The sequence below is a fragment of the Undibacterium sp. Di27W genome (genome assembly GCF_049340345.1).
GTDB lineage: Bacteria > Pseudomonadota > Gammaproteobacteria > Burkholderiales > Burkholderiaceae_D > Undibacterium.
In genome coordinates, this window is record NZ_JBMPOS010000008.1 from 94,696 (window position 1) to 111,233 (window position 16,538).

17 protein-coding genes and 2 tRNA genes are annotated in these 16,538 nt (G+C 46.7%); 4 read left to right on the plus strand and 15 right to left on the minus strand.

The window, feature by feature from the left end:
* Positions 1-63 precede the first annotated feature (63 nt).
* From ACO0LF_RS16995 to ACO0LF_RS17040, 10 genes are all read right to left on the minus strand, one after another.
* Positions 64-354 carry a YciI family protein gene (locus tag ACO0LF_RS16995; RefSeq protein ID WP_423016043.1) on the minus strand — a complete coding sequence of 97 codons (291 nt, stop codon included), beginning with the start codon at positions 352-354 and terminating at the stop codon, positions 64-66.
* An 81-nt stretch (positions 355-435) separates the two neighbouring features.
* Complete coding sequence (locus ACO0LF_RS17000; RefSeq protein WP_423016045.1) at positions 436-1,458, minus strand: ribonuclease T2 family protein; 1,023 nt, start codon at positions 1,456-1,458, stop codon at positions 436-438.
* Positions 1,459-1,806: 348 nt separating this feature from the next.
* Positions 1,807-1,880 (minus strand) — tRNA-Gly (locus ACO0LF_RS17005).
* Positions 1,881-2,201: 321 nt separating this feature from the next.
* Complete coding sequence (locus ACO0LF_RS17010) at positions 2,202-3,038, minus strand: immunity 49 family protein (RefSeq protein ID WP_423016047.1); 837 nt, start codon at positions 3,036-3,038, stop codon at positions 2,202-2,204.
* 480 nt (positions 3,039-3,518) lie between these two features.
* On the minus strand, positions 3,519-4,268 hold the full coding sequence (locus ACO0LF_RS17015; protein ID WP_423016049.1) for a Crp/Fnr family transcriptional regulator: 750 nt from the start codon (positions 4,266-4,268) through the stop codon (positions 3,519-3,521).
* A gap of 919 nt (positions 4,269-5,187) precedes the next feature.
* A complete protein-coding gene (locus ACO0LF_RS17020; protein WP_423016051.1) occupies positions 5,188-5,400 on the minus strand; it encodes a cold-shock protein in 213 nt (70 codons plus the stop codon).
* Between the two features lie 306 nt (positions 5,401-5,706).
* Positions 5,707-5,937 (minus strand): phage virion morphogenesis protein, encoded by a 231-nt coding sequence (locus ACO0LF_RS17025; protein WP_423016053.1) that lies wholly within the window; start codon positions 5,935-5,937, stop codon positions 5,707-5,709.
* Positions 5,882-6,166 (minus strand): phage virion morphogenesis protein, encoded by a 285-nt coding sequence (locus ACO0LF_RS17030; RefSeq protein ID WP_423016055.1) that lies wholly within the window; start codon positions 6,164-6,166, stop codon positions 5,882-5,884. Before ACO0LF_RS17030 ends, ACO0LF_RS17025 begins: the two co-directional genes overlap by 56 nt.
* Entirely contained in the window at positions 6,163-6,654 is a 492-nt protein-coding gene (locus ACO0LF_RS17035; RefSeq protein WP_423016057.1) for a phage tail protein, read from the minus strand. Before ACO0LF_RS17035 ends, ACO0LF_RS17030 begins: the two co-directional genes overlap by 4 nt.
* 42 nt (positions 6,655-6,696) lie before the next feature.
* Positions 6,697-6,843 carry a hypothetical protein gene (locus ACO0LF_RS17040; protein ID WP_423016059.1) on the minus strand — a complete coding sequence of 49 codons (147 nt, stop codon included), beginning with the start codon at positions 6,841-6,843 and terminating at the stop codon, positions 6,697-6,699.
* 118 nt (positions 6,844-6,961) lie between these two features.
* Here ACO0LF_RS17040 and ACO0LF_RS17045 point away from each other — a divergent pair, with 118 nt between their 5' ends.
* Positions 6,962-7,198, plus strand: a complete 237-nt coding sequence (locus tag ACO0LF_RS17045; protein WP_423016061.1) for a hypothetical protein — start codon at positions 6,962-6,964, stop codon at positions 7,196-7,198.
* A 44-nt stretch (positions 7,199-7,242) separates the two neighbouring features.
* On the opposite strand, the gene ACO0LF_RS17050 is transcribed toward ACO0LF_RS17045, so the two are convergent.
* On the minus strand, positions 7,243-8,814 hold the full coding sequence (locus tag ACO0LF_RS17050) for a sensor domain-containing diguanylate cyclase (protein WP_423016063.1): 1,572 nt from the start codon (positions 8,812-8,814) through the stop codon (positions 7,243-7,245).
* Positions 8,815-9,677: 863 nt separating this feature from the next.
* Positions 9,678-9,751: transfer RNA gene (locus tag ACO0LF_RS17055), tRNA-Gly, on the minus strand.
* Between the two features lie 259 nt (positions 9,752-10,010).
* Here ACO0LF_RS17055 and ACO0LF_RS17060 point away from each other — a divergent pair.
* Complete coding sequence (locus tag ACO0LF_RS17060; RefSeq protein ID WP_423016065.1) at positions 10,011-10,436, plus strand: hypothetical protein; 426 nt, start codon at positions 10,011-10,013, stop codon at positions 10,434-10,436.
* Between the two features lie 57 nt (positions 10,437-10,493).
* On the opposite strand, the gene ACO0LF_RS17065 is transcribed toward ACO0LF_RS17060, so the two are convergent.
* On the minus strand, positions 10,494-10,922 hold the full coding sequence (locus tag ACO0LF_RS17065) for a hypothetical protein (RefSeq protein ID WP_423016067.1): 429 nt from the start codon (positions 10,920-10,922) through the stop codon (positions 10,494-10,496).
* Positions 10,923-11,425: 503 nt separating this feature from the next.
* On the opposite strand from ACO0LF_RS17065, the gene ACO0LF_RS17070 reads away from it, so the two are divergent.
* Entirely contained in the window at positions 11,426-11,689 is a 264-nt protein-coding gene (locus ACO0LF_RS17070) for a hypothetical protein (protein ID WP_423016069.1), read from the plus strand.
* 219 nt (positions 11,690-11,908) lie between these two features.
* Here the strand turns inward: ACO0LF_RS17070 and ACO0LF_RS17075 are convergent, their stop codons facing one another.
* Both ACO0LF_RS17075 and ACO0LF_RS17080 read right to left on the minus strand, forming a co-directional pair.
* Positions 11,909-12,895, minus strand: coding sequence for a hypothetical protein (locus tag ACO0LF_RS17075; RefSeq protein ID WP_423016070.1), 987 nt, complete (start codon positions 12,893-12,895; stop codon positions 11,909-11,911).
* Positions 12,896-13,156: 261 nt separating this feature from the next.
* A complete protein-coding gene (locus ACO0LF_RS17080) occupies positions 13,157-13,744 on the minus strand; it encodes a DUF6624 domain-containing protein (RefSeq protein WP_423016072.1) in 588 nt (195 codons plus the stop codon).
* Between the two features lie 686 nt (positions 13,745-14,430).
* Here ACO0LF_RS17080 and ACO0LF_RS17085 point away from each other — a divergent pair.
* Positions 14,431-16,437: a sulfatase-like hydrolase/transferase gene (locus tag ACO0LF_RS17085; RefSeq protein ID WP_423016074.1), complete on the plus strand. Its 2,007-nt coding sequence runs from the start codon at positions 14,431-14,433 to the stop codon at positions 16,435-16,437.
* Positions 16,438-16,538 lie beyond the last annotated feature (101 nt).

Below are 16,538 nucleotides of genomic sequence, written 5' to 3' on the forward strand. Positions count from 1 at the left end.
ATGTATCCTGTGCGGCAGAGGGATAGGAGGACATGTGCCATTCCCTTACCGCGCTGGAAAAAACTAAGATGCCAGCAACCCCACCAATGCCGGGGCCGCCATGGACGGCAGAAATTCAGTCACGGTGTACTGCGCCACCGCCTCCCGCTGAAACGGGTCTTGCTGCAAAATCGCTTCCAGCACATCCCGGCTGGCTACATTCGCCAGGATAAAGCCACCCGTACGTGGCTCCTTGCGCCCGGATAGCAAGAACTGCCCGCTGGCATAATGCCGCTCCAGGAATTCGCGGTGCTCAGCCACAAATTGATCCACTACTGCCAGTGGCTGGATATAAGTGAGTTCAACGATGAACATGAAAAAAATCCTTGCTACATTGGTGCGTTAAAAAAGGTCAGATGCCAGAGCTAAGTAGCATCCAGCAGATTTTAGTAAAAATCACCGCCCCCGGCCACTGGCCTCCACCATGATCTCGTTATCACACTTGTCTAGCTGACGATTAAAACCTTCTGCATCACCGATCAATTTGGCCAGACCTTTGCCGGTTTCAAAATTGGTCGGCAGCTTCAGGCGTATCTCTTGCAAATACTTGCCATCGGCACAGCTCAGCATGAAATTCCTGGCCAGGTTTTCACCTTCCTGTTTTTTGATGACATCAAAAAACTCGTTGACCTTGAATGACTTACCCGCATGCGCCAGGATGAACTTGCCCACCGCTGAGTTATTCACTTCTTCCACTGCCGCCGCCGCGGTCTTGAAATAAGTATCGGCATCACGCGCCTGGCAAGTGCCGTGCTTGCTCCATTCGTATTCGCCAAACTTGCTTTCAAACTGGAAATTTGGCATCCACTTGGCGATGCGGTTGACGGTATCTGCATTCAGTTTCAGCGGTGCACCGGGGCAGTTGCCATAATTGATGCCACACTCTTTTTTATTCGGCCACAAGCCATGCAGGGTCAGATTGGATATCTTGAGTGCACCGCTATTGATGGCATCGCATTCCGGCTTTTTGCCATGATAGGCAAAGTGTTCGCAAAAACCTGGCTGCCAGGTGATGGCCAGCACATAGCTATCCTCTTGATTTGGCGTAGTACACATGCTCTGCTGATCGGCAGCCCTGGCTGCCTTGGCACGGCCAGCAGGCGCATTGTCTTGCGGCACCTGATCAAGCTGCGCCTTGCCGCAATCACGCGCCACCCAGCGCAAATTCGGATTCGCCCCCTCTACATCCACCCGCAACCAGTTGTAGTCACCCGGCTTGTTGATCTCTTTTACCGCATAGCTCTTACCCACCACCGCCCGTACCGCACCAGGATTGCTTTGCTTATTGAAAGATGAATACAGCTCACAAGACTGGCTGGCCGTGAAACTGCCATTGACGGGTTCGCTGGCATGCACAGACAAAGCTGTGCTGCACAATAAGGCGATTGTGAACAGGAGACGCGTAGTCAGTTGTTGCATGGTGAGGTTTACTTTCTGTTGTTGGCAATGGCGATTGCTGTACTTGCTCTATAAGCAGCGGAATTTTCCGATATTGTATCGCCAGGTACAACGCTAGTGTTACACGGCATTTCAAAACGTTCATTGAAAAACCAGGTTGCGGCTTAATCGCCCGTCATTTAGGCAACACAGACATCGCGGCGATATCGCTCTGACGGGGACATTCGAACGGATTTCCGAGGCGTTCAAAGCTAATATTGCCAAACAGCACTTGAATACCATGCGCGCATTATTTTGAACATCGATGGCAAGCTGTTCCAGGACTCATTTCATCAACAGAAATAAGCCTGGTTAAGTCCTTGATTTTACTGGAGCGGGTGAAGGGAATCGAACCCTCGTATGAAGCTTGGGAAGCTGCCGTTCTGCCATTAAACTACACCCGCGAAAGCCTTATTCTACGGGGGATTTGGCAGAATTGGCAACCCCCGTTTTTCCCGCAATCATCGGTGATTCACCATAATCTAAGCACATCCTCACTAGTCACTGAGGATCACGAGTTGGCCAAAGGAGTTCATGATACTGCGTTGCTGCATGCTACACGTGCTGAAAGGATAAAGGCCCGGGCGACAGTCTGCATAGGGGCGGTTTACGGCTTGTAATCGCCCATCGGGTTGGAAATTCATAAATATTTGAATGCCATGCGCTGTCAGCAACTCACGGACGTTAGTGTATCTGCCAGGGCTGTAAGATATTTTGTAGCGAGTTCACAGGCTTTTTATAAGATGCATTGGCAAATACGGGGATTCGACATCAAAGCTTAGTCCTGAATCCATGCCTAAGACCGCTAGCCCCAGTAAGTCTAAAGAGATGAAACCTCTAGCACTTCGGGAATTCTCTAGCGAGTCGCCCCAGTAGTCGCGATGGCATTGAACTGCTGTTTGCATTGCAGCCCCAAATTTCTGGTCTGAGGTCACAGCATAATAAAAAAGTTGAATATTGGGCACCGACTTTGTCAACATATAGTATCTATTGACGATATCTGGCCTCTCTGGGTCTGTTGCCCGCAATGTTGCGATTATTTGATCGATGACATCCGGCTCACCATGAATGTAGGAGCACAGCACGTCTTTATAAAGATAAGCATACTCAGATGCTATTGTGGACGACGCACGCAGAAGCTCAGTCGGGACGTGGCATAACTTGCGAAGTTCATCCAAGTCCCCAAAGATCAAGTTGAGATAAAAGGCGTCTAGCCATCTCCCCGCATGCAAGGCGCTCTCGTCAGGCTTGCCCGTCAAGCTGACAGGTTCCCCTTTCCCAAACTGGACTACCGTCGCCGATGATGTGTTAACTACACATGCGAACATGGCATTTAATGCCTGCCTTGAAATTTCTAGTGATTGAGAAACTGCATCGGATTTAGGATCGACTAAATAGGTAAATCCAGCGGCAGAACTTGCCGCATTTGATAAAAGAGCTAAATTCATCGCTTTCGTTCTTGATGTCTCAACCAAAAGCGGCAAATTATCCATAGACATCTTGACTCTTTCTGGCATGCCCGCCATAAATTCGTCGTCGATTTTATGCATTGGTATAAACATTCACTTATCCTGTTTTTTAATATGAGGCTGTGTGCTTTTGCCAGAGTTGTTCGCACCTACGCGGGTAGCCAATCACGCAGGACGGATTTGCTAAAGGGTTTAGCAAACTGTGGACGTGTACGCATGCGCGAGGGATGCTAGATATTTCGCGACAAATTCTACTACAAGTAGCGGGCATTGATGGGATGGGTGCCTTCATTACTTCATGGTCAGTCTTTGCCTATCGTAGGCTACGCAATTTTCTCCCATATGCGAACCTTAAAATATCAAAACACGATTTGCTGGCGGTTCTTTGAAGAGAGAATTCGAGTTCCTGCTTCACGATGAATGCGATGAAAAATATGATGGACTTGGGTGAGTGCATAGCCCGCGTAGGTGCGATTAGTGAAACGTAATCGCACGCATGTCGAGACCGAAAAAATCAATATCCACTGTAAAATCATGCATGCGAATATGCGGGGCTATTCGTACCTACCCGGGCTAGGCTATGGGCTCAGCATCGGGTACCGGCGGTAGCAGACGCAAGTATTCTTTGCGAACAACTTCATAGCATTCGCAGACGCGAGCTTCCATGGCAGGTCTGTCTATTATCTTGATGTGGCCACGCCTAGCGGCAATCAAACCATCTTTTTGTAATTGACCTATTGTTTGCGTGACGCTCTCGCGACGCACTCCTAATAAATGGGAAATCATTTCTTGAGTGATTGTGATATCTTCAGAGTGTAATCTGTCCATGCTCATCAAGAGCCAACGGCATAGTTGCTGATCTAATAAATGGTGTTGGTTGCAAACTGCGGTTTGTGATGTCTGGCAAATTAGTGCCTGGGTATAGAGCAGAGCGTACTGTTGTAATTTGCCGCCAAGAGAAAATTCTCTTTTCATAATCTTTCGGCTGAGTTTGTATGCCTTACCTGTGCTTTGCACTTCCGTGCTGGATGGCATACTGTCGCCGCCCATGAAAATGGATATACCAACCATGCCCTCATTACCTACTAGCGCCACTTCGCTGGATGAGCCATCTTCCAGAGCGTAAATTAGCGAAACTATGCCAGAGATAGGAAAATACAGGAAACGCACATGGTCACCAGACTCCAGCATGGTCCATTTCAGGGGCAAAGGAACCAATTTCAGATCAGGGAATATGCGCTCGTAATCTTCTTTTGGTAGTGCTGCCAATATACTATTTTGCTTTGGGCTTTCAGCCCATGTTGCTTTGTCGACTTTTTTCATACACGATTTGAGCTAATTTCCAGTTTCTGCCGCAGAGGTGGGCAGTATGTACCTTCAGGGCAGTTTACATGGTTTTTTCTGCAAACAACAAGTGATATTGCTTGCTTTTAAGGCAACATCAATGCCAAGTCAAAAATGTATTTAGCATGACTTGCATTAATATTTCTTTGCTAAAAACCAGCATTTTTTAACTAGACAGTCTAAATATCGTGCAGGCTGGACGACGTCGCAACCCGATTGTAAAAATGTAGATGTTCACGTGTTAAATGAAGAAATTCCGACAACAATGCTGAAGAAATTTTGAATAACAGCGAATAGCTAATCGTAAACGCAAAAAGCCCACCAGAGGTGGGCATTCCATTCATTCGAGCAAACGATCAGCAACCCGTGCTATCTGCATAGTGTCACTGCTTGGTACGTCACCCGTGCTATCTGCGCGGTGCAACGTGGGGGTGTTTGCCTGTTCCTACTGGTCCGCTATAGTTCGGTCCATAACAGGAGATACCACGAATGAGATCCTTCAACACTTCACTACACCATTTCCCGGTTCGCATATATATATACACATAGACATGCAAAAACCAGCCGGTGAGAATGAAGGCGCTTTGGAGTAGGCTGAGCTTACTCTGCGGTCTTGTTCACAGGATGCACTATGCATCCTTTAACGACAATACCATTTTCTCTAAATCCATGCTATCTGCGTGGTATCAAGAGCCGGTAAGTATCATTCTGCGCATCAGTATTTTGTACTAGACAAGAACACTGACAGATGAAGGGTGTCGCCATGCGATTGACTAATCCCCAGCAACCCATGCTATCTGCGTGGTGCCACTGGCCGATAATACTGAATTAATCAAAAGCGCTGCGACCGGGCAAATGCGATTTGCCCGACAAGGTCAATAAAGACCTTGGTCTGATATTAGGACAGTACTTGGATGTTGCTGGCTTTGTCGCCTTTAGGACTGGCTGTGCGCTCGAAAGACACACGCTGGTTTTCGCTCAGGCTTTTGAAGCCGCTGGACTGTATGTCCTGGAAGTGGGCGAACAAATCTGGACCACCTTCACTAGGAGAAATAAAGCCAAAGCCCTTAGCATCGTTGAACCATTTAACTGTACCTGTTTGAGTACTCATGTTTTTTTCCTTTTGATAAAACCATAGGCAAAATCGCCCAAAATGGACTTGTAAGCAAGTGATAAAACCAGTGGAAAAAATACAGAACAGCCAGAGAGATAAAGCTATGCGGAATTGGGACCAAAAAATTAAGGACTTGATGCAAGTACGAGACGCAATATACACGCATAATTTTAAATTACCTAATTTTCTTTTAATAATAATTTACTCGGCTGTTAAGAAGAATATCAAATTCCCGTAACGCAACTGTTTAAAGGTATGAGTGCCTACACGCACTTTATAAATAAAAATTGAATCCGATTGCGATCAGAGCTGAGTTAATATTGATTTTCGAATTGTCTCTATGTCACTCGAAGTGAAGCCTATTAAATTGCGTTCTGCATATGTGACTACAGGCCCTTCTTTGGCAACACGATCATTTAATCCAAACTGATGCACTCGCGCAATACGGGCAACGCGGCCAAAAAATCCAACAGCAATTTCATTGCCATCGGCTTTCACTTTCAAATTGGCATTGGTGCGCAGCTTGGCGAACATGGCAGTCTTCTGCTTTTTTTATTCGATCCTTCTTATTGCTCAAATCCTTACGCGGCTTCCTTGGTGTGTATTGCAGTCCTTCGGGTGTCATTTGCGCTTTGATGCGTTGCTGCTGGGAGCGTCGTAAATCCTGTGCCACTTGCGCACTGACTTTGCGCCTGTTGGCCGGATTCATTTGAACGAGCAAAACGCTTGCCCATTGCTCCAGGGTTTTGAGATCGTCGCTCATAGTGCAGGACCTGTTTTAAGTACCTGCCATTCTGCAAGCAGGTTGTCGCCGTTGTAGAGCTGCCAGAATGGCGCTGTATAGCCGGGCGTGGCGGCTGTCTCGCCTGCGTGGGCAATATCGAGCTTGTTGCCTGTCTGTTTGAATATGACGCGCTCGGTAATGTCCAGCTCTAGGCTGATATCGACGCTGTCATGATTATTGAAATCAACCATAAAGCATATGCCTTTATTGCTCTTGTCATCGTTGCCTAGCAAGGCTGCCTGGTGTGCTGTCACCCAGTCCAGCAAGGGAACCATGAGTGCATCTTCTTCGCCGCCGTAATCAGTGACGATGATGTTTAACAGATAGGCATATTCAAACGAACGTGATGCGGTACGGGTGGTGCGCAAGCAGCCTTTATCTGCAAAGACCAGCAGCTTGTCTGGGTTGCGCTTCAAATCTGGTATGGCTGCCGTTAAGTGGGCGCGCAGGCTATTGGGCTTGTACATTGTTGATGTTCCTGACGGCCTGGTAAGAATCAATGCAGGCGTTTAATTGCCTGATGGCGGCGTCACCATCGCTGGCGATGGCTGCAAGAGCTGTTCGAGCCTCTGGCGTAAGTTCGGCTCGCGCTTGATCGCTATTGCCGGGTCCAGTGGTGGTATTTGAGCCTGCACGGGCGCTTGGTGGTCGTTCATGGTTAGTCCCACAGGTTAATCATTTGCAGCACAGGTGCTGCAGGTGCGCGGTCTGGCTGGGCGCGGAGGTGATCCGGTTCACGCCTTATTCATTGGGTGATGAGGGAGGGGGTACAAAATGAGTGATATCGCTGACAGCGAAGATGCGCGCATTAGGCTTGATCTTGAATACGCGCTTAACACGATGCAACGCTTTACTATCGTTGAGCCTGATATGCATTGCCTGTTTTGTGATGAGCCTATTGGCTATGGCGAGCTTTTCTACAATATTGAATGTCGTAACGCCTATCAGAAGTTGCAAGCCGCAATTAAAAGAAATGGAGGTAATATTTCTTATTGCTGCCAGGCAGGATGACAAAATTGTTTCGAGAAGTCATTTGATGCCGCTTCTCGACCTGCCTAACTGGCAGCCTGTGCCAAATTCAAATTACTGCACACACGGTCACGTCCGCTCTTTTTAGCTGCATAAAGTGCGTTGTCTGCAGCTTCAATCAATTCCACAGGGTTATGCAAGTTTCTCACGGGGGAAATGGCCTCAACCCCCGCGCTGACAGTCACAATTCCAGCCTCGTTGCCAGCATGTGAAATACCTAAATTGTGAATTGCCTGACGTATTTTCTCAGCAATTAATATGGCACCTTCGACGTCAGTGGTAGGAAGAATCACCGCCAGTTCTTCACCGCCATATCGAGCCGTCAGGTCGCCAGCGCGGTTCTGGCAAGATTTAACTGCTTGGCTGATTTTTCTCAGGCACTCGTCGCCAGCAGCATGGCCGTAGAGGTCGTTATATTGTTTAAAGTGATCAACATCAATCATGATGAGGGCCAGTGAACTGGCATTTCTGATCGCCCGGCTAAACTCTTCTTCTAAAGTGAGATCGAAATTACGCCGATTGGCAAGCTCAGTAAGCGCATCCTGAAGAGACAAGCGCTCTAGTGTCTTATTGAGATCAATCATTGCGTCCCGTGCCCTAATGAGCTCAGCTTCAGCATTGAAGCGCAATTTCATCTGACCAATCAGATAGAAACCTACGGAACTCAATATGATGACGAGCAAGGCGACGCCTGCTGAGTGCCAATATGTATCTGTCAGCCAATCGGCAAGAATTTCATCTTCTGATACAGCTGCAGAAACAAACAGAGGGTATTTATCCAGGCGCTGAAAACTGTTTAACCGTTTGACACCATCCTGGGACGATTTTACAGTGAATGACCCTAATGCCTTAGACGAGCTTTCTTTAAAAACGGGTGTCGTCTTCATGTTTTTGCCAATGGAATCGGGCAAAAGTGGGCGACGGGTAATCATGGTGCCGCTGTTCGATACCAGAACGATTGCTCCTGCCTTGCCAATATTGAATCTGTCGTAGAATTTATTGAAATAGTCAATATCTATCGTTGCAAGTGCAACACCAGCAAAACTTCCATCTACGTGATTAATCCTACGTGACAATGTTATGACCCATATGCCACTAGAACGACTAAGGATTGGCGATCCTAAATAGGTGCTATTGCCCTCGTGAGTGCGGTGATAAATGAAATAGTCACGATCTGCATTGTTGGCATTTGATGGCATTGTGGGGAGTGAGTTAACTAACCACCGTCCATTTTCGTCATAAACAAATAAGCCTTTGAGCTGGGAAAGTTCCGCTGTCCTGAGTACTAACAAATTGTGGAGGCGCTCCAAAGCAACAGGGCTAGTACCATCTACTTGGATTCGTTCGGCAATTCCTAATAGAGCAGTGTCCGCCGCTTTTATCGTATCGTCTGCATGTTGTGCTATTGCGCGTGCCATGTTGGCAGTGGAAACTTCCATCTCACGCAATTGGGTCCTTCTTGCTGTCCAGCTACGCCAGCCATCCATGCATATAAGCGACACGCAAACAAAGATAACAAATCCCATCGCCAGCAAATTGAGGGCTTTCTTCTTGGGTGTTGGGTTTGCCTGTCTAATTGAAGTCAATTGGTTGTTCATAAATGGCCAGAATGAATGCAGCGTATTTCCCTACTGCGGTTATCTCAGTTATTGCGACAGATCCATCATTGACGACTTCATGGGGTAATGCAAGTTTCATTGGAAACATATTATTCTTTCGACTAGCGAATGCGTAAAAAGTAATTTAATAGCAATTAAATCACATCTCTACCCCAAATCACTTATATCACGCGAAAGCATGCACACCATGTCGGCGTTGTTGTCAATTTGCAATATTTTGCAGTTTGAACCCTTGGCGCGCAGACACCCCACCACCACACCTGCCCGCTAAATAGGTCGCTTTTTACTCAAATATGCGTCACCACTGAGAACCAAGACCGGCTTACGTTTGCGGCCAGACGGAAGCCCCAAAAAGTTGACGCAATTTGACGCATAATTTCATGAATTGCAGGAGTCGAGTGTTATATCTACCGGCACATATTCACATGGGATTTTGGGGGGCAGCTACTCGCCAATTACATCCTATGTATCTGGCGCTTTATGGCTTGCTTGTGCACTGTTGCTTCTGTCGCTCCTCTGGTTCCAGCCTGAGTTTTTTATTTTGGTTTTTTGGGGACTGATGTTTGTTGGATGGGCTGCAGTTTGCCGAGTGTTGGAAACTCCGGCCTCAGGGAGCCATGCCGCTCTCTTTTTTGATGATTCGCAGTACTATCGCTGGTCGATTGAAGCAGGGGGCTGGATTTTGCTAATAGTCCTCGCATTGCTTCATATAAAAAATTATAGAGCGAATGATATTTGCGAGCCCATTTAGAATTTGGGCTTATTTATAGTGTTTTGCGGGAAAAAATCTTTTTTTGCGGAAATTTTAATTTTCAAGGCATCGCATAAGTCATTGATTTTAATGGAGCGGGTGAAGGGAATCGAACCCTCGTATGAAGCTTGGGAAGCTGCCGTTCTACCATTAAACTACACCCGCCTTCTCTTTATTCTACGCGGGTTTTATGCGTATTGACAACTTCATCAGATGGCAGGTGTGATGGAAAATGGGATGGCTGCTTTCATATTGCAGTAACTGGCATTAATGCTGGCGCGGAATCAGACTTTTGATGTTGATAGCAAACTCATGTCTACTACACCTACGGGCTTTGTTAAGAGATAATCCCATTCAACTACGGCTATCTACGCTATGCTCTATGCGTATCGATTCTGAGAAACTTATTCTGGAGGATTTATAGATGAATGAAACGCTAGACACTAGTCAGTTAATGGCTACCGTCAACATGCTGGATGATTTTGATGATGCGCTATCTGCATTGCATGCGTTGGCCGACCTAGATAAAACTGCGGCAGAGAAATTGGCCCTGGAAATCTTGGTTCAACAAAAAGGCGATGTTTACTTTCAGGCTTCATGCTTTGATGTTTTGTACTCTACATCATTGCAGCGAGCCCTGGAATATATGAAAGAAAATGTGCGCCATGTCGACGTTTATTTGCTAGGCACGATGATGTCAAATGTTGCAGAGGACCTTGGAATTATTCAAGAACATCCAGAGATAAAAGATGCAGTAATCATCTTGAAAAAATCTGTATTGTCCAGGTCAGCAGCTGAAATCGAGAGTATCAGAGACGACCTGGATTGGTTTAATCAAACATATCCCTAGAACCAGCACTACAGCAACATACCAGCGAATACGCGGAGCTATTCCCACCTGTACTGGCTAATTCATCGTAAAGATAGCAACAATGAATCTGACAGCAAGCCGACGAAGTTCGAACAGTGCTGAGCCGATGAGGCCAGCGGCGACAAAAAATGGTCCGCGTTCATAGTCATCGAAAATTAAAAGTACGATACCCGAAATTAAAAAAGCTGCACAGAAAACATGCCATGCTTTTCGAAGGGAGGCGTTTAACTGTTCCTGCTTTCGCATTTGCTGAAATTTGAATGCCGCTTGACTGTTCAGATCATTTGCGGTCAATGCCACCTCAGTTTCAATGCTTTTCAAGTCCCGGGTCTGGAGAACTTTGGTCAAGGCCATTTGCGCTTCCTCGACCAGTCCATCACCTCCCGTTGCGATGAGATACGCCAATTCATCATCCCTCATCTTGCTGTAGGTTTCCTGGAAATACAGGACTTTCGATTGGTTCATATGTAACTCTATTTTTCATGTTGAACGAATGATGACCACGCTCATCCGCTAGTTGTAAAAAAACTCTAGCTCATCTGAAAGATTGTGTCATGTCAAACCTGAACTCGTGCAAAAAAATCTAATTTGCATCGCGTGGGGCAGCGTTGCAAAAACTACTCTGCGGCCAGGCGATTCCTCATCTGCAAAAGTGTTTCTGAGTGGGCCGCCATCGCGAATACTTCATAGCTGCAATAAGGAAAAAAATATTTACATGTTAGCAATAATTTACATGCAAATTATACATGTAAAAATGTAACTTTATTTGCTTTGGCTAGCCGCCTGCAGGAGAACAACATGCTGGAAGTGCTTTCACAGCGCTGGCATGGACATTGCTCTTATTGAATTATCTGAATGGCAATAAATGCAAAGGATAACCCACAATTCTGAATTTGCTGCACAACAGATATTTCACAACCTGAAGCCTTCTTCATAGGCAAATTGAAACCTACAATTGGAGAATTACCATGTCAATTACTTACGTTGTTACATCTGCTGCTTACGGTGCCCTCGCTGGGGGAAATGAAAATAATACTCAAGCCGCCAATGTGACCGGCACACTTCAGACGCTGCTGAATCAGAATCCGAATGGCGTTGTCACTATTAATAATACGACGATGGGCGGCGATCCGTCGAAAGGCAACACCAAGCATTTTGGTGCGATTGTTGTTGTCAATGGCAGTTCCCAGGCTTTCGCCTGCCAGGAAGGTCAGACCATCGATTTTTCTTAACAGCGATTGATCTTGCTCCATACACGACGCTTACCAAAAGCGTCGTGCGAACAGTAGCATTTACTTTGCTCACAATAGAATTCAACCAGAAGTCTTTACGAGTTTTTGTTTTACCAGCCCACAGAGCGAACTGCCGCTATATAAGCTAGCAGGCACCCGCATTTCTATCTGCGCGCAACGGTCTGATGTAGTGGTGAATGCGCATCAAACTGACGAGCATCACACTTCTGGCAAAGATCTTAGATGCTCCAGCAACTCATTCCAAGTCCCCACTATGCCAGGTCCACGTATAAGCACATTGTAATCAACCACCTTGGTTTCGGCCTCGACAATGTCATCAAAGCGCGGGTTACCGGCCAGGCGGGCAAGTATGACTCTTGAATATGACTGTTTTGGGAAGCCTTGAGCTGGAAACGGCTCATCATCAAGCGAATTGATTTTTGCATCCAAGCTCTTTACATCCTGGCTTTGATCAAGGAAATCCAGGACCCGATTTAAGATCGTTGTTTCAACCACAGAGAAAGACTGCTTGAATTCCTTCTCTGTGGTTGCAGGGAAATCCGATTTCAAGTTTTCATCTTTGGTTTCAAGAAAATAGTAAAGTGTGGAAAACCCCGTAGAAGGAGCTTCCTTTTCTGGAGGGAAGAACATCTCATGTTCACGAGCGATCTTTTGAGCCGATACCAAACTAACCGACACGTATACCGAGAAATTATTGCCGAATTGCCCTACCCTATGTGAAATGAAGATTTTCTGGTTGCCATCTTCTATTTTTCTGGAAAATGCGATGCGATACTCATCGACATCCATTTGGAATCCTCTTTCACCCAAGTGGTCTTTTAGGCCCAGGGCCTTAGCCTTCAACGCATTATTTAAGCAGAGCGAGGTCCAGGGCCTGGGTTCTACACTCTTGTTTATTGAAGAGCGAAAACCAGAAATAAATTTACTTAATAACTCAACGGTATCTTTTCCGGGTGACTCTATGATAAATAGCTCACGATCTTCCCAGATCACTGACGTGCCAATAGCAGCTTCGATTTGTTCATCAAAATTGTCGTATGCGGCTACTTCTTCGTCGGTTTCCACGTCTGACGGTGGCATAAATGAAAATTCAAGAACAATGCTGTTGTCTTTGTTGATATGGATTTCTGGAGCACCTTCAGGGTAGAATCCCGACACTTGAATAGTCTGGATAATATCGTTCACGTTGTATCCTTAAAAATATCTAAGGATAGATATTGCCATGAACCAGGCTAATTTCCTATCTTCGAGCGAGTGTCAGCGAATGGTGCCGCAAATTAAATTTGGCTACTACCAAGTTTAGACAACTGGGAGTAACTATCGACTAAATATGATCACACGAAATTAATTTGCCTATATAAATAGCATCTCTATGTTTGCTGCACATGCATGGGCAAAAGAATCCCTTGGACAGTTTGTGTCAGATCAAGTCAGAGCTAATACAAATTATGGGTAACCTGGCATCACTTGAAGGCCAATTGCTGTTCGCCTTTCGTTGAGATGATCAGGGTCTTCGATGTCGCCTACTGTGTATTGTCCATCTTTTCCAATCCAGGATTGTGTGCCGTATCGCTGAGGTTTCCCTTGTTTCATCAAAATCCTATCTTCAAGATAGGCAAATACCAGCTCTGGAGTATCGCCCATTTTCACGGATTCTTTTACGAGTGGGTAGTATTTCAACTGAAATTCTAAAGTCCCATGTTGAACTATAAAGAAAGCAGCGCTTAAGTTGGTCCCGAAAAAAATTTTCCCTTTTGGCCATCCACAATTCCCAACAAGAATATCCAACGTAGCCTGGTTTTCATCATCAATTTTTCGCGCTTCTGTAGAAAATTTCTTTCTATCTTCTTCTGATAATTTCTGCCCTTTTGATAAAGCCAATCTTTCCATGTCCCCGTACTTTGTACGAATGATTCTATCCTTTTCCTCCAGGATAGAATATTGTTCATTAAGATTCTTCTCTGCACATGTTTCATTACTCTGGGCGAATAAATGGCTGGAAGAGAAAATTCCAAATAAGAAAAATAATTTCACGGATACGTACTTACATGATTTCAAATAATGCATCCTCACTCGTCCTTAAGCGTTCTAATCACAAGGTAGTTCACCATAAGCTTGTATTTGTAGCCTATCCCACAGCTGTTTAAGCTGAGAATCCAGAATTCTATTATTCTGACCAAAAACACGAATACAGTGCTGCTGTTTTAGGCTACTCACCCATTTCACATTATCCGCATTGAGCGGGATTGGGTGGATGACCTCTCCGTGCAGCATGACGGCAATGAAATCCTGGCCCTCAACTTTATAGCCAAAAATGATTCTGTGGATTTGCTCTACTGTTGGAAATAACTCCATATCAAGATTAAGCTTTCAAAGAATTTCGATACAGTCACATCATTTAGCCATCTAAAAAACCAACATTTATTTCCAGATTCTCTAATCGCTCTTCATGTAAAAGTGCAGTTTATTGGGATAAAGCGCCATCGTCCATTTGCAAGCCATTCATGTCTGAATCTGTGTCACAAGCACTTTGCATCGACGAGGGAATTTTATTGCCCATCCACAATTGAAAATTTTTGTGGATGAAGCACATACAACTTTGTTTTTTCGACAAGCTACATTAAAATTAATAATTATGCAATCCTCATGCAAGGCAACAATGTATGCCCTTGCCTTGCCGTATTTCTCTCGATGTTCTACCCCTTACCAAAAGGACGATCATGAGCACCGCAAGCCCCACTGCCAACACTGCCAGCAATTCCAGTAATGCCAACAGCGGCAACAGCACCGCAGCTGCCAGGCCCAATATCCTCTTTATCATGGTCGACCAGATGCGTTATCCGCCCAGGTATTCTTATGATCCGCTGGAGCCGCTGTACCAGATCTTGCGCTTTGAGGAAGCGGACCTGCGGGATAATCCGTATGCAGAATTGTTCCCCGGCTTTGTCAAACTGCGTGAGCATGGTGTATCGCTGCAAAATCATACTTGTTCCAGCATCGCCTGCGTGCCTGGCCGTGCCACCATCATGACGGGGCAGTACAGTGCGCATAGCGGCGTGACGCAGACCGAGGGCATGTTCAAGGTGGATACTGATCCAGCTTTCCCGTGGCTGCCTGAGGATGGCGTGCCTACCATGGGTGACTGGTTCCGTGCGGCGGGTTATGAAACGCATTATTTCGGGCGCTGGGATTTATCGGATTCGCCCACTGGCAGTCTGGAAAACTGGGGCTTTAGTGACTGGGAATATTCCATCCCGTCTGACCAGCGTTTTGGCACGCCCAACCTGGGGGTGTATCGCGACAAAAGCTATACTGACCTGGTCACCACTTTCTTGCGCCGCAAGGGTCTGGGGGTAGAGGCAAATATCATCAACAGCAATAACCCTACCAATGCCAGCTTCAAGCTGCGGCCCTGGCTGGCGGTGGCCTCATTTGTCAATCCGCATGATATAGGTGCATATCCTTTCCCGTGGCAACCGGCGGTGGACGCACCCACCACAGCACCAACACTGGGCGATATCATCGCGCCCTTTGGTGCGCCGGTGAAGGGTACGATGAGCCAGCCACCGGTGTATGGCAAGGTACCCAATCAATTCAATGCCACCTATCGTGTGCCACTAAACCCAGGTGGTTTCAAGCTGGGGGATGTCAAGCTGCCCGCCAACTGGCGCGGTGATTTATCGAGCAAACCAGATTGCCAGTACGATTATTCGTACAAGTTCCAACTCGCCTTGACGACGTTGCGTGGCCAGCATGCCGTTGTACCCTCGCCCTACCCTTTCAAAATGCAAAGCAATGCCGAGGACTGGTATCGCAACTACCTGGCGTTTTATCTTTACCTGCAATACCTGGTGAATATCGAAGTCAGCACCATACTAGAGCGCCTGTATGAAAGTGGCCTGGACCAAAACACTATCGTCGTCTTCACCTCTGACCATGGAGAACTGGCGGGCGCCCATGGTGGCCAGATAGAGAAATGGTGTGGCGCTTACCAGGAAGCCATCCATATCCCGGCCATTATTTCTTCACCATTGGTGAATGGTGACAAGAGCATGCGCACGGTACAATGCCATACCACCCATGTAGACTGGGTGCCCACCCTGCTGGGCCTGGCGGGCTATGACCAGAACGACAGGCAGGCGCTGGCCAAATTCATCCAGGGCCATGATGTCAAACCCCTGGCTGGCGAAGACCTGGCCCCTGTCATACGTGGTGATGTGCAGACCAGCGAACGCAAGGGCGTGCTATTTGTCAGCGACGACAATATCACTGCACCACTGGATACCAATTACCTGCCTGATAAATACCAGTGGTATCTCAACATCACGGAGCGCCTGACCAGCCCCACCGGCAAGCCTACGGAAGAACAACCCTTAACGGCATCTGGCCCGGTCGTGCAACCCAACCATATACAATCTTATTTTGAAAAACCCTGGAAACTGGTGCGTTACTGGGAGCCGCAAAATCCTGCGAATACGCAATGGGAATTGTATAATCTCGATGCCGACCCGAATGAAAACCACAACCTGCTGCAATGGGACAAGAGCACCGGTGCACCGATATTGCGTTCAGGCCAGATCGTTGAACTGGGCCTGAACCTGGCACGCACAGAAATTGATTTGCAATATCTGCGCAAGGCTTTGAACCAGGCCTTGCTGAAAGCCGGTTATACACCGAAAAACATGCAGGAAATGGGGGTAGTCGCAGATGGTCAGGCACCGACCTGAGATGGTTTGATGGGGGCATGCAATACGCCCTCATCCTATTTCAGCTCACAAAAAAAACGGTGCGCATGGCGCACCCTACCGCGGATACCACCATCGCTATC

Excerpts from the sequence above, each read along its gene's own strand:
- ACO0LF_RS16995 (WP_423016043.1), bottom strand. The coding sequence starts at position 354 with ATGTTCATCGTTGAACTCACTTATATCCAGCCACTGGCAGTAGTGGAT.
- ACO0LF_RS17000 (WP_423016045.1), bottom strand. The coding sequence starts at position 1,458 with ATGCAACAACTGACTACGCGTCTCCTGTTCACAATCGCCTTATTGTGC.
- ACO0LF_RS17010 (WP_423016047.1), bottom strand. The coding sequence starts at position 3,038 with ATGTTTATACCAATGCATAAAATCGACGACGAATTTATGGCGGGCATG.
- ACO0LF_RS17015 (WP_423016049.1), bottom strand. The coding sequence starts at position 4,268 with ATGAAAAAAGTCGACAAAGCAACATGGGCTGAAAGCCCAAAGCAAAAT.
- ACO0LF_RS17020 (WP_423016051.1), bottom strand. The coding sequence starts at position 5,400 with ATGAGTACTCAAACAGGTACAGTTAAATGGTTCAACGATGCTAAGGGC.
- ACO0LF_RS17025 (WP_423016053.1), bottom strand. The coding sequence starts at position 5,937 with ATGTTCGCCAAGCTGCGCACCAATGCCAATTTGAAAGTGAAAGCCGAT.
- ACO0LF_RS17030 (WP_423016055.1), bottom strand. The coding sequence starts at position 6,166 with ATGAGCGACGATCTCAAAACCCTGGAGCAATGGGCAAGCGTTTTGCTC.
- ACO0LF_RS17035 (WP_423016057.1), bottom strand. The coding sequence starts at position 6,654 with ATGTACAAGCCCAATAGCCTGCGCGCCCACTTAACGGCAGCCATACCA.
- ACO0LF_RS17040 (WP_423016059.1), bottom strand. The coding sequence starts at position 6,843 with ATGAACGACCACCAAGCGCCCGTGCAGGCTCAAATACCACCACTGGAC.
- ACO0LF_RS17045 (WP_423016061.1), top strand. The coding sequence starts at position 6,962 with ATGAGTGATATCGCTGACAGCGAAGATGCGCGCATTAGGCTTGATCTT.
- ACO0LF_RS17050 (WP_423016063.1), bottom strand. The coding sequence starts at position 8,814 with ATGAACAACCAATTGACTTCAATTAGACAGGCAAACCCAACACCCAAG.
- ACO0LF_RS17060 (WP_423016065.1), top strand. The coding sequence starts at position 10,011 with ATGAATGAAACGCTAGACACTAGTCAGTTAATGGCTACCGTCAACATG.
- ACO0LF_RS17065 (WP_423016067.1), bottom strand. The coding sequence starts at position 10,922 with ATGAACCAATCGAAAGTCCTGTATTTCCAGGAAACCTACAGCAAGATG.
- ACO0LF_RS17070 (WP_423016069.1), top strand. The coding sequence starts at position 11,426 with ATGTCAATTACTTACGTTGTTACATCTGCTGCTTACGGTGCCCTCGCT.
- ACO0LF_RS17085 (WP_423016074.1), top strand. The coding sequence starts at position 14,431 with ATGAGCACCGCAAGCCCCACTGCCAACACTGCCAGCAATTCCAGTAAT.